This window comes from Streptomyces sp. IBSNAI002, assembly GCF_052244475.1.
Classification (GTDB): domain Bacteria; phylum Actinomycetota; class Actinomycetes; order Streptomycetales; family Streptomycetaceae; genus Streptomyces.
In genome coordinates, this window is sequence record NZ_JBQPXG010000003.1 from 122322 (window position 1) to 135164 (window position 12843).

The window sequence follows — 12843 nt, forward strand, 5'->3', positions numbered from 1 at the left end:
AGCGCGCGCTCTTTCGGTGCCACAGATCCATGGGGTGTCCTGTGGAGGTGAACGGCCCGTGCGGAATACGCCGCAAGGTTCTTCAGACCGGTGCACGCGGGGTTCAGTGCGGTCGGATCATCCCGGCCGCGGGGGCCCCGGGCGAGCGGTCGAAGGGAGGGTTCGGCTCCGTGGTGCAGAAGGTTTTGACCACCGTGCTCTGCGACGTGGGCGATGTGCTGATCAGGTTCGACCGGGGTGTCGCCGAGGCGATCGATCGCCGGCACGGCTTGGCGAAGGGATCGCTCCTGCCCGCCGTCTTGAAGTCCCGACCCGGCCGCCTGGCCATGGCGGGGGCCATCGACCACGACACGTGGCGAGACGAGGTGGGTGCGTTGGTGGGGCCGGGTGCGGTTGAGGAATGGCTCCAATACCACGGCGACCTCGACTCGGAGGTCGCCGCGCACCTCAAGGCGGTCAGGGACCGGGGGGCCCGTGTCGTCCTGCTGTCTAACGCCAACGGCCGGCTGCGTTCTGATCTCGCCTTCCACGGCGTTGCGGACGTGGCGGACCTGGTGCTCGGCTCCGCCGAGATGGGCCTGCTCAAGCCCGACCCCCTCTGCTACCAGGAAGCGGCACGGCTGGGTCGCTTCGGCTTCCCCGAGGTGCTGTACGTCGATGACACCGCCTCTTGGGTTGCCGCCGGCGAGGCCCTGGGAATGACCGGGCACGCCTTCACATCCGCGCGGGCACTGAACGAGTGCCTCATATCGAAAGGACTGCTGTCGTGAGCACCGCTGAGGGCGGGCCGCGCGCTCCCGCCGTGAGCATCATCGTCGCCACGGCCCGGGACACCGGCTGCCGGCGGCTGGTCCAGGCCGTACGGGCGCAGTTCGCCGCCTCCCCGGAGACGGACTACGAGATCGTCCTCGTGTTGGACGGATGCCCCCGCTACCCGTGGCTGACCGGTGACGAGGAGGACATGCGCGTCATCGTCCTGCCGCAGCGCCTGGGCATCGCCCGTGCCCGGAACACGGGGATCAACGCGAGCCGGGGAAGTCTGCTGGCCTTCCTCGACGACGACTGCGTGCCGGCGGACACCTGGCTCCCCGAGCTCCTGCGCATGAGCACGAAGTACCGCAGCTCCACCGCGTTCGGCGGACGGGTGATCGCCACCGCCCCGTCGAACCTCTACAGCCAGCTGCGCGACGGGGTCTACTACTACGAGACCTTCGGCGCCTGGTACACCGACGGCGCCTCCTCCGAGGACGTCTTCGGAGCCCCGTACGTGAACGGGGGCAACTGTGCCTACCGGCGCGAGGCGCTCCTCGGCAGCGGCGGGTTCGATGCCCTGTTGCCCGCGTACAGCGACGTGGAGCTCGGCCGGCGCCTGGCTCTTGCCGAACGGGCGGTGCTGAGCCCGGCGATGGCCATTCACCACGATCATCCCAGCGAGTTCCGGCAGTACATGATCCGCTGCTGGCGCAGCGGCCGGGCCCGCGCCGTCCTGTGGCGGCACCGGGGCTACCGGCAGGACTCACCCCTCGCAGTCGGCCGCACCATCACGGCCAACCTCATGTGGCACAACGCCGTCCACCGGCGGCGCCGCATCACCGCGTCCCCCGTCCGGGTGGTGACGGTACTGACCTGTCAGGAGATCGTTCATGGCATCGGATACACGTACGCGCTCCTCGGGAGCCTCGCTGGCCGCAGGCGTCCTGGCGACCGCGCTGGTGGCGCGCCGGGCGCGGGAGTGGCGGCAGGTACGGCGTAACCGCGCCCTGCACGCACTGCCCGCGGGCTTGGCCGGGGATGCGGCCGACGTCGCCAGGGTGGTGTGCGTCGTGCCGATGTTCCAGGAGACCGACCTCGCCGAGGACACCGTGCGCTTCTGGCGCCGGCTCGTGCTGGACAAGACGGTGGACGCGGTGGTCCTGGTGACGACCGTCAAGGAGTCGGATCAGGCCGGGCCGACCACGCACGCCCTGCTGGAGGAGGCCCTCGCCGACGACGGCGCCCAGGCAGACTCGCTCGTGCTGCTCCACTGCCAGGACGTGTGCCCCTACCGTGCGGCCCAGCTCGACCTCGCGGTCGAGTGGGCGCGGGAGCGGTTCACCGCGGCCGCGGAGACGGAATCGCTGTGGATCGGGGTCTACAACGCCGACTCGCGGCCGCAGCCGGAGACCTTCGCCGAACTGCGGAAGCAGATCGCCGCCGCGCCGGACGTGCGCCTGTTCCAGCAGTTGGTCGACTACGTGGTCCCCGACCGCGAGGGCAGCGGGAAGGTGGCTGCGGGGAACGCCGTGCTGCAGACCTGGTGGACCCTGTCGCACTACGTGTCCCGCAACACGCAGGGTCTCTCCGGTGACACGGTGTGGTCGAGGACGTCGCCGTACTCCACCTTCGGACACGGCGAGTTCATTCGCAGTGACTTCCTCGAGTTCATCGGCGGGTTCCCGCGCTACGCCTACGCCGACGGGCTGCTGCTGGGCTGGGTGGCCCGCCTCGCGGGCGAGCCGATCGGCCTGCTGATGAGCCGCGACATCGCCGAGGTCCCCCGTACCGCCCGGGACCTCGTGCTGCAGCAGACCGCCTGGCTGCGCGGACTGCTCAATTTCTCCATCACGGTCGAGTGGTGCCGCACCCAGGGGCTGCTGAACCTCTCGGAGTGGGAGGTCCGGCTGCTGCGGGCCCGCCACCTGGCGATTCCCGTCGCCTGGGGACTGAGCACCGCGGCGGTCGCGGCGGGAATCGCGGCTGAATCCCACCGGGTGATTCGCGGGCGAAGCTCTGCGGTCGGCATCGCGACGGTGGCAGCATTGGCTGCCTACCCCGTCCTTCCCGGGCTGGTGGCCACGACGCGTCAGCAGCGCGACATGGGACCGGGCCGGAGGGTCGCCGGGGTACTGGCATCCTGGCCAGTGGAGGGTCTGGCTTTCTGGCCGGCCTTGCACGGGCACCTGCGGCACGGCCAGCAGGCCCCGGCCAAGACGCCGCGCTAGGCGGCAGGAAAGGTGAACGGGAATGTCGGCCGACGACAGCGCCAGCGAGCAGCTGCTCAGCGACGCCCTGGCCCGCGTGCGCGGGACGTGGCACGCGGGGGACTACCGGTTCGAGCCGGTGGCCGGCGGCACCATGGCCGCGGTCTGGCGTGGCGTCTCGGCTTCCTCGCAGGGCCCGGAGGTAGCAGTGCGGCTGACGCCCAAACCGGCTGCTCTGATCAACCGGATCGCCGGTTTGGTCGACGGGGTCGACGGTGTGGAGTGTCCGCAGACGCTGGCCGTCGGCACGGTGGAGACCAAGGACGGTCCGCAGACCGTTCACGTGTGCACCTGGATCGGCAAGGGCGGCGCCGACCGGAGCGACCCGTACGGCCTGGGCCAGGATCTGGCCCGGCTCCACTCGGAGCTGGCCCGGCCGGATGCGGGCGACTTCACCGACCGCCGCCTGACCTTCGAACGCGGCCCGGTTCCCTCCCCGGACCAAGAGCTCCCGCACTGGTACGTGGCCCGGCACCTGTGGCGGGACCGGATCCTGCCCCGCCTGGCCCAGGACCTGGCGTCCCTGCGGCCCCAGCCCATCCACGGCGACCTCCACTGGGACAACGTCGTGGCCGGCAGCGGTGGCGGCCGGTTCGGGTTCATCGACTTCGACAAGGTCATGCACGCCCCACCGGTCTTCGACCTCGCCAAGCTCCTCGCCACCGGGTTCTTCGTCCTTCAGGGCGAGCGGGCCCGCTACCAGCAGGCCCGCGCTGCGGATCTCCTGGCGGGCTACCGCAGCATCCGGCCGCTGGAGGAGGCCGAGGTAGCCGCGATCGAGGGTTTCGTCGTGATCCTCAACGGCGAGATCGCCCGCCTCGGGTACGCCTACGACGTCCCTGCCTACCAGGCCCAGGCCAACGCGGTCGGAGCCTGGTGGACGAACCGTCGCCGCCAGCGTCCCCAGGACCCGCTCGGGCTGCGCGAGCGGAAAGACTCGCCCGCGCCCCAGCAGCTCCGCCTGCCTGACCACGACAGCTAGGCCCTCCCTCACCTCGCGCACCCTCTGACGAAACCCGTGTGCCCGAAAACGGCTGGGCCCCTGCCCGCACGTCATCTGTCATGCCCATGTCCAAAGTCTGAATGGAGTGACGAATGCGTTCCCTGCTCATCGGCGCCGGCGGTCACGGCGGCGACACCCTGCTGCCAGCAGCCTGCTCCGCCGGCCTGCCCCTGTCCGCCCTGGTCGACCAGGACACCGAGCGCGCCAAGCAGCTCGCCGCCCAGTGGATGATCCCCCAGACCTACGCTTCGGCCGGCGAGGTGGACCCTGCCGTCTTCGACGCCGCGCTCATCGCTCTGCCCGTCACCGAACAGGCCGACCACGCAGCGTGGGCGATCAAGTCCGGACTGCACACCTTCGTGGAGAAGCCCCCGGCGCCGGACCTGGAGGGCCTGCACTCCCTCATCGCGCTGGCCCGGCAGGCCGAGGTGACCTGCTGCGTCGGCATGAACTTCCGGTGGGCGGAGGGCGTGCGCCAGCTGGTCAATGCCCTGGAGTCCGGCCGGTACGGGACGGCCCGCTGCGTGCGGGTCGAGCACGTGGCCCGCAAGCCCGTGGAGACCTTCGGGCCGCACATGTCCCTGGAGGCGAGCCTCTTCGCCGCGCAGGGAATCCACGCCATCGACCTGGCCGAGATGCTCCTGCCGGGCACATCCTCCCCGACCGGCCAGATGATCGCGGTGGACCGCGGACGCCTGTGCTCCATGGTCTCCAGCGACTCCGAGGCCGGGACCCGGGTGGAAGTGCAGTTCGGCAGCTGCGCGGGCGGCTTCTACCACTCCGTCCACGTCACCACCTCACGCGGCGACGTGCTGTACCTGCGCGACTTGTCCGAGCTGCAGCTCCGCCCCAGCGGAGGCGACCCGCATGTCGCGGAGTACCCCGGTGCCCGGGTGCTGTGGCGCCGCTCCCCGGCCTCGGGCGGCTACAGCCACGCCGGGTACGGCCCCGAGCTGGCCGCCTTCCGCGACCTCCTCCAGACCGGTACCGCCCCGCGCTACCTCGCCCGGCTCGAGGACCTGCTCCCCGTGTACGAGGCGTTCGACGCGCTGCTGAAGAAGGAGGGCCTGTCATGGACCGCGTGACCAGCCAGCTGCTCGACCTCGCGATCGCCGACGGCGGCACCGGCAACGCCGAGGTGGTCCGCACCCTGGAGAAGCACCTGGCCGCGCTTGTCGACGCCCCGTACGCCCTGTGCGTCTCCTCGGGCACCGCCGCTCTGGTCTGCGCGCTGCACGCGGTCGGCGTGCAGCCGGGAGACCGGGTCGCGGTCTCGGCGCTGGGACCGTCGATGACCGGGCTGGCGGTCGCCACGTTGGGCGCCGAACCCGTGTTCGTCGACTGCCGCCCCGGATCCTTCGCCCTGGACGCGGACTCCCTGAGCGCGGCGGCGAAGGCCGGTCCGCTGGCCGCCGTGATCCCGGTCCCGATGTGGGGCTACTGGGACGAGGACCCCCAGGTCCTCGCCGACCTCCGCCAGCGCGGCATCCCCGTGGTCGTCGACGCCGCCCAGGCCCCCCTCCTGCGGCTGGGCCCGCAGACGCTGGCGGAGAGCGCCGACGTGATCTGCCTCAGCCTGCACGGCCGCAAGCCCATCAAGGCCGGCGAAGGCGGGGCCTGCCTGACCCGGAACCCCGAGCTCGCCGAGCAGATCCTGGCGGTGCGCAACTTCGGACAGCAGACGAAGTTCACCGGCACCCGACTGGATCCCACCGGCCCGTTCGGCGGCCAGTTCGGCAGCAACTTCAAGATCAACGCACTGGGCGCGGCCTGGGCGCTGGACCAGAGCTCCGACGTCGGTGTGCTGCGCTCCCGCTTCGCCACGCTGCGTAAGACGGCGCAGGCCGCGTTCGAGGCGACCGGCATCGACTGGCAGGAGGCGCCACAGGCCGGCGGCGTCCTGGAACACGGCGGGTACGGACTGGTCGCCGTGTGCGCCGACGCCGGCGACGCCGCGGACATGGCCCACCAGCTGGCCGACAGCGGCATTGAGGTCGACACGCTCCGCTACTCCTACGCCCCCATGCACCACAGCCCGTACTTCACCCCCCACCGGACGAGCACCCCGGCCGCGAGCGATCTCGCGGCCCGAGCGGTGGCCTGCCGTCTCGAAGCGTTCCCTACACCCCTGCCCCTCGGAGGCTGACATGAAGATAGGCATCATCGGCATGGGCCACGTTGGGCACTCGATGCGTGACCTGTTCCACGACCGCGCCGAGCTGGTCACCTACGACCAGGCGCACGACAGCGAGTACCCGCAGGAGGCCCTGGAAGGGTGCGACTTCGCGGTGGTATGCGTGAACACGCCGTCCGGGGCCAACGGGGAGTGCGACGTGACCCACGTCGTCGACGCCATCAAGCGGGTCCCCACGCAGCGGATCCTGCTGAAGTCCACGGTGCCGCCCGGCACCACCGCCCAGCTGGCCGCCGCGACCGGCAAGGAGATCTGCTTCAGCCCCGAGTACGTCGGGGAGAGCACCTACTTCAACCCCGTGTGCGACGACCCGCGGACGATGTCGTTCGTCATCCTCGGCGGGGAGAAGGAGATCCGCGGCTACTTCCTCGACGCCCTGCTGCCGATCCTGGGGCCCCACAAGACGTACTTCCAGTGCACGGCGGCCGAGGCCGAGGTCGTCAAGTACATGGAGAACGCGTTCTTCGCGACGAAGGTGACCTTCGTCGCCGAGTTCCGGGAGATCGCCGAAGCGATGGGCGCCGACTGGCACACCGTCCGCGAGGGCTGGCTCCTGGACCCCCGCGTCGAGCCCTCGCACACCGCCGTCTTCGCCGACAACCCCGGCTTCGGCGGGAAGTGCCTGCCCAAGGACCTGTCCGCCATCATCGCCGCGGCGCGCACGACCGGCGCCCGCCCGGACCTCCTGACCGCGGTCGCCCACAGCAACCAGCGCCGCCGGGCCGCGCTGAGCTGACCGCCCTGCCGCCCGGCCCGAACGCGGCCGGGCGGCGCCGTCCCCGGAGGACCCGCATGCCCGTACCCACCGTCATCGGCGTCAACTACCACCGCATCGGCGACGTGGATCCCGCCAACCCCTACCACCGGCTCCACACCGTGTCCCAGGAGACCTTCGCCCGCCAGCTCGAGATGATGCTGGAGCTGGGCCAGGTCGTCTCCCTGGACCAGGTCCGCGCCGGCGAGGGCCTGGCCGAGGTCAACTTCGTCCTGTGCTTCGACGACGTCCCCGTCTCCGCGCTGACCGCCATCGACAGCGTGCGCGCCTGTGGCCTTCCGCTGACGCTCTCCCCGGCGGGCCTGCTCACCGACACCGGGATGGGCGGGCGCGACAAGGTGTACGCCATCGAGAAGTACGCCGCCCCCCGGGTGATCGCCGAGCGCATCGCCACCCACGTTCCCGAGGCTTCCGGCCTGGGCACCTTCTATCAGCTCACCAAGAGCGCCGATCTCGACCCCGAGGCGGTGGCCGTACAGCTGATCGACCCGCTGTACGCGGCCGTCGAGGAGGCGGCAGCGCCGTACTTCGCTGAGCGCGGATACCTGCCCTGGTCGAAGCTGAAGGAGCTGGCCCTCGATCCGCTGGTCACCGTGGCCAACCACAGCTACCGCCACACCAACCTCGCGGCCCTCGGCGCCGACGCCGTGCGACAGGAAGTCGACCGCTCCCACGTTCACTTCCACCAGCGCATGGGCACCGGCGCCCGGTACTTCACCGTTCCGTTCGGACGCCTCACGCAGGAACTCGCGCTGGACCTTCAAGATCCGCTCATCGAACGGGGATATGCAGGCATCCTGTGGGTCGGATCTGCCGGCGTGAGCATCCACGCTCCCTACGACCACCAGCTCCTGCACCTGATGCGGCTGCACACGCTCGACAGCGTCGAAGGCTTCGCCGCCCAGGTCCACGCCGCGAGGCGCGACGCCACCCGGGCGGCAATCTGGCAGGTCCCTGCCACCGTTCACCGGCGGCCGGTCCAGGTCACCCGCGCAAGCGGGGCCCGCCGCGCCGGGCAGCTCGAGATGCTGCTGCGCCAGGGCAAGGACTACGCCAGCGACCCGCGGTATTACCAGCACCAGTTCGCGGACAATCCGCAGCGTGGCGAGCGGCCCGACTACTGCACCGTCGAGGCCGACGGCCGCCCGGAGGCGATCGCCTACAGCTTCCACAGCCGCTTCGCCCTGGACGGCCAAGCGGTGCCCGGTGTCTACCTGTCCGGCTGGCGCAAGCTCCCGCACGTCCATGCCGCGGCCGCCGGCCAGCTGCTCCGCGTCCACCTTGAGCGCGAACCCGTCGTCGGGGTCTACCGGCCCAACCCGGATATCCACGCGGCCTTCCGCGGCTGGCACCGGGCCCGCGTCCACCAGCTCGACCTCCCCGTCCCGACCAAGCCGCCGCAGGCACACCGGACCACCAGCAGCGTGGAGGAGAGCGCCGCGTTCCCCACGGACTTCGAGGCCCTGTGCGCCGACTCGGCCCGGAGGGCGGGATTCACCGTGATCCGCGACAACGCCTACCACCACTGGCGGCACACCACCTACCCGGTGAGTCCTGCTACGTATCTGGCTGTCCGCCGTGAGGGCGAGCCCACGGCGCTGGCCGTCACCCTCCACCTCCACGGCGTCAGGCACGTCATCGACTTCCACCTGGCCGCCGACGAAGAAGCCGCATCCCTGGTCGGCGCCGTCCTCGCCCACGCCGGCGGCCACGTATCCACCACGGTGCGGTGGGAGACCAGCAGCCATCACCTGGCCCGCACCGCCACCGAGCAGTTCGCGGCCACGGCCACGTCCTACGACAACTTCTACCGCTTCAACCCCGCTCTCCTGGCCGATCACGGCATCGCACCCCCGGCAGAGCGCTGGCCCGAGCTGCCCCTGCACGAGACCGCCACCACCAGCGACGTCCTGCCGCGATGACCCGAAGGAGCCCCATGTACACGGTCGCGGACCTCCTCCTGAGCAACGCCCGGACCAGGGCGGACGCCCCGGCCGTCATCGACGGCTCGGACGTCCTGACCTACCGCCAGCTCGCCGACCGCGCCCAACGCGTCGCCGGCCATCTGACGGCCCGTCTTCCCGCCGGGTCCCGCATCGCCCTGCTGCTGCCCCGCTCGGCGGACGCTCTCACCGCCTACTTCGCCGCGCACCTGGCGGGCCTCGTCCCCGTCTTCATCCACGATCAGCTGCGCCCCCGGCAGATCGCGCACATCGTCGACCACAGCGAAGCCGGCCTCGCCCTGACCAGCCGCCGCCACGCCGTGCGCCTGGAGGGAGCTCTGCCGCAGGACCGCATCCTCACACCTGAGGACCTCCTCCAAGACCCTGCCGCCGCCCCCGCCACACCGGCCACCATCGGCCGGGACCTGGCGGGACTGATCTACACCTCCGGGTCCACCGGAACGGCCAAGGGCGTCATGCTCAGCCACGACAACCTGCTCAGCGGCGCCCGGATCGTGGCGGACTACCTGGGACTGACCCACGAGGACCGCACGCTGGCGCTGATGCCGTTCAGCTTCGACTACGGGCTGAACCAGGTCCTGGCCACCTTCCACAGCGGAGGCGCCGTCGTCATCCAGCGCTCCGCGTTCGCCCCCGACATCAGCCGCACCCTCCTCGAACACGAGGTCACCGGCCTGGCGGGCGTCCCCAGCCTCTGGAGCGACCTCCTCCACCCCGACTCCCCCTTCACCACCACCCGCTACCCCTGGCTGCGCTACCTGACCAACACCGGCGGCCCCCTCACCCCCACCACCGTCAAAGCGCTCCGGTCCACCCATCCCCAGCTGGCCGTCTTCGCCATGTACGGGCTCACCGAGGCGTTTCGCAGCACCTACCTCGACCCTGCCCGGATTGACAGCAAACCGACGTCGGTGGGTCAGGCCATCCCCGGCTCCCACGTCGACGTCCTCGACGAGAACGGCAAGCCCTGCCCGCCCGGCGTGGTGGGCGAGATCGTGCACCGAGGCCCCACAGTCACCCTGGGCTACTGGCGCGATCCCGACACAACCGCGCTCGTCTTCCGCCCGCGCGCGGGACTCCGCCCGCCCTGGACGGAAACCGTCGTCCACTCCGGCGACCTCGGCTATACCGACGCCGCCGGCGACCTGTACATCACCGGCCGGCGCGACGAGCTCACCAAGATCCACGGCATCCGCGTCACACCCGCCGAGATCGAGGCCGCAATAGCTGCCGCCGGCCTGACCGCCGGCGTCGTCGCCCTCATCGTCCCCGACCCCGACGGCCGCAGCGCCCCGTCCGTTCTCGTCGCCGTCGAGCCCAAGGATCCGTCCTTCACCCTCGACGCCCTCAGCGGCTACTGCTCGGCCGAACTCCCGCCCCACATGCGGCCCCGCCACATCCAGGCCCTCGACAGCCTGCCCCTCACCCCACATGGAAAGCCCGACCGCAACCACATCCTGGCCCTCCTCACGAGCGGAGCAGGCCGATGACCCCCACCGCCCACGAAGAACTGCTGCGGCCACTGGAGGAGTACACCCGGCTGCACCTGGACACGCTGCGCCGCTTCGGCAGCCGGGCCCTGGACCTGTCCTTCCCCAACCCCCAGTTCCTGAGCGACCCCCGCCCCTACGACGTCCTGGCCTCCCTCGCCGCCAAGGCCCGCCCCCTCGACCTGCGCTACAGCCCCTTCGGCGGGTTCACCCCCGTACGCCGTCGCGTCGCCGCCGCCCTCGCCAAACAGCACACCCTGCCGTACGCCTGGAATGACATTGTCATGACGCCCGGGGCGACCGCCGCCCTCCGCGTGGCCCTGAGCTCGCTGTTCTCCCCGCCCGACCGGATCATCCTGGTCACCCCCTGCTGGATGGACTACCCCCTCTACATCCAAGACCTCGGCCTCGTCTTCGACCTGGTCCCCACCGCCCCCGACAAACACCTCGACGTACAGGCCATCGCGAGGGCGTGGACTCCCGAGACCCGGGGCGTCGTCATCGCACAGCCAGGCAGCCCCACCGGAGTGATCCACGACGACCGCGAACTCGCGCAGCTGGCCGCCGTGATGCTGCGGCACCCGGCACCGACACCGCCGCTGCTCATCGCCGACGAAGCACACGCACTCCAGGTCTGGGACCAGACCCCGTGCCCGGCCCCCGCCACCCACTACCCCCACACCATCACCGTGCGCTCCTTCGGCAAGGCATGGGACATGCAAGGCCAGCGCACCGGGTGCCTGGCCGTCTCGCCGCATCTCGGCGTCCGTGACCAGGCCGTCGCGGCCCTCGTCCGGAGCATGCGCGTGACCGGGCACTGCGCTCCCACGGCCCTCACCCAGCAGCTGGCCGCCGCCCTGTCCGACACCGCGCCCGATCTGACCGGGCTCGCCGAGCTCCAGCGCCATACCCGCCGCAACCTCACCGACCGCGGCCTGACCGTTCTCGACACGCACGCGACGCGGTTCCTCTACGCCCGCTGCCCCACACAGGACGACCGCGTGTTCGTCTCCCGCCTGGCCGGGTGCGGCGTGCTGGTGATGCCCTCCTCGCTGTTCCACGAGCCGGGCTGGTTCAGGATCGCCCTCAACCTCGGGCAACCGCACCTCGACCGGGCCATCGACATCATCAGCCAGGAGTACGGACGTGCTTGAAACCCGCCTCCCCGTGCCCAACGTGTACTGGAACCGGGACGGGGGCACCCGCCTGGAGGCCATCTCGGCGGAATCGGCGCCGGCCCTCGTCGGGCGGTTCGCCCATGTCCAGCAGGACGGCGACCGTGTCACCGCGATCCGTGACCAGCTCGGTCTCAACAAGCTCTACGTCGCCTTCCACCCCGACCGAGGCGTCATCGCCGCCAACTACCTACGTGATCTCGTCGAGGCAGGCATCGCGTTCACCGACACCTACGCGATTCCCGCCGGCAGCGTCGTCACGCTCGATCCCGCCGCGCGCTCCGGGGCCGTCCGCAATTTCGCCGCGCTCCCGACCCGCGCCGGATCCAGCGACACCCCCTCCAAGACCGCCCACCGCGTCTGCGAGCTTCTCGATCAAGGAATGGGGCACCTGGCTGCCCTGCATCCGAGTACGCCCGTTGCCGTATGCCTGTCCGGCGGCGCGGACAGTTCCGTCATCGCCGCCTACACCCGCGAGCACTTCCCCCGCGCCGTCGCCTACACCTACTCCTTCGGCGACGAGCACCTCAGCGAGGACGCGGCCGCCGCCCAGCGCGTCGCCGCCCACCTGGACATGCCCTTGCGGCTGGTGCGAGCCGACCGCCAGGCCCTCCTCGCCGCGCTCCCTCCCGCGATCCTCAACGGCCAGGACTGGCGCGACTTCAACGTCCACGCCGCCGTCGTCAACGAGATCCTCGGCGCCGCCATAGCCGACGACCACCCCCACGGCGCACTCGTGTTCACCGGCGACCTCATGAACGAGTTCCTCGCCGACTACACCCCCGTGGCATACGCCGACAACCTCTACTACCGCCTGCCGAACCTCCCGCCCGACCGGCTCCGCACCCATCTCACCCGCGGAATCCAGACCGGCGACCGCGAAGTCGGAGTGCTCACCGCACACGGGCTGACCGTCGTCCAGCCCTACAGCTGGGCCACCACCGAGCTGCTGGCCATGCCCGAACCGGTGAGCAAACCCCTCCTCATGACCCATCTCGCACGCCACAGGCTCCCCGGCACAACCCTGCGCCGCCCCAAGGTCCGCGCGCAGATCGGCGACGTGGGCTCAGACACCGGAGTACTGCCCCAACTACTCCAGGCAGGCATCACCCAGCCGCGTCTGGAAGACCGCTTCCGCCGCGCGCTGGGCATCGCCTCATCCGCGGACCTGAACCGCACCATTCGCGGCGGCATCCACAAGCCTGTGCCGCACGTTCTTTAG

Annotated in this window: 11 protein-coding genes; all 11 read left to right on the plus strand. The window is 70.9% G+C overall.

The features are described 5' to 3' along the window. The first annotated feature begins 170 nt into the window (after nucleotides 1–170). The 11 genes from ACTVZO_RS40440 (at nucleotide 171) to ACTVZO_RS40490 (ending at nucleotide 12843) form a co-directional block, all read left to right on the plus strand. Entirely contained in the window at nucleotides 171–770 is a 600-nt protein-coding gene (locus ACTVZO_RS40440; RefSeq protein ID WP_443303576.1) for an HAD family hydrolase, read from the plus strand. Continuing rightward, on the plus strand, nucleotides 767–1753 hold the full coding sequence (locus tag ACTVZO_RS40445; protein ID WP_443303577.1) for a glycosyltransferase family 2 protein: 987 nt from the start codon (nucleotides 767–769) through the stop codon (nucleotides 1751–1753). Before ACTVZO_RS40440 ends, ACTVZO_RS40445 begins: the two co-directional genes overlap by 4 nt. After that, entirely contained in the window at nucleotides 1644–2981 is a 1338-nt protein-coding gene (locus ACTVZO_RS40450; protein ID WP_443303578.1) for a hypothetical protein, read from the plus strand. The genes ACTVZO_RS40445 and ACTVZO_RS40450 overlap by 110 nt, the downstream gene beginning before the upstream one ends. A gap of 22 nt (nucleotides 2982–3003) precedes the next feature. Then, a complete protein-coding gene (locus ACTVZO_RS40455; protein ID WP_443303579.1) occupies nucleotides 3004–4002 on the plus strand; it encodes a phosphotransferase enzyme family protein in 999 nt (332 codons plus the stop codon). Nucleotides 4003–4115: 113 nt separating this feature from the next. After that, nucleotides 4116–5108: a Gfo/Idh/MocA family protein gene (locus ACTVZO_RS40460; protein WP_443303580.1), complete on the plus strand. Its 993-nt coding sequence runs from the start codon at nucleotides 4116–4118 to the stop codon at nucleotides 5106–5108. Continuing rightward, entirely contained in the window at nucleotides 5096–6169 is a 1074-nt protein-coding gene (locus ACTVZO_RS40465; protein ID WP_443303581.1) for an aminotransferase class I/II-fold pyridoxal phosphate-dependent enzyme, read from the plus strand. Before ACTVZO_RS40460 ends, ACTVZO_RS40465 begins: the two co-directional genes overlap by 13 nt. Nucleotide 6170: 1 nt before the next feature. After that, nucleotides 6171–6953: a hypothetical protein gene (locus tag ACTVZO_RS40470; protein ID WP_443303582.1), complete on the plus strand. Its 783-nt coding sequence runs from the start codon at nucleotides 6171–6173 to the stop codon at nucleotides 6951–6953. Nucleotides 6954–7009: 56 nt separating this feature from the next. Beyond that, the gene (locus ACTVZO_RS40475) at nucleotides 7010–8914 is read left to right on the plus strand and encodes a polysaccharide deacetylase family protein (RefSeq protein WP_443303583.1); all 1905 of its coding nucleotides are present in this window, start codon (nucleotides 7010–7012) and stop codon (nucleotides 8912–8914) included. A 14-nt stretch (nucleotides 8915–8928) separates the two neighbouring features. Next, nucleotides 8929–10446, plus strand: coding sequence for an AMP-binding protein (locus tag ACTVZO_RS40480; RefSeq protein ID WP_443303584.1), 1518 nt, complete (start codon nucleotides 8929–8931; stop codon nucleotides 10444–10446). Continuing rightward, nucleotides 10443–11600, plus strand: a complete 1158-nt coding sequence (locus ACTVZO_RS40485) for an aminotransferase class I/II-fold pyridoxal phosphate-dependent enzyme (protein ID WP_443303585.1) — start codon at nucleotides 10443–10445, stop codon at nucleotides 11598–11600. The genes ACTVZO_RS40480 and ACTVZO_RS40485 overlap by 4 nt, the downstream gene beginning before the upstream one ends. Beyond that, nucleotides 11593–12843, plus strand: a complete 1251-nt coding sequence (locus tag ACTVZO_RS40490) for an asparagine synthase-related protein (RefSeq protein WP_443303586.1) — start codon at nucleotides 11593–11595, stop codon at nucleotides 12841–12843. Before ACTVZO_RS40485 ends, ACTVZO_RS40490 begins: the two co-directional genes overlap by 8 nt.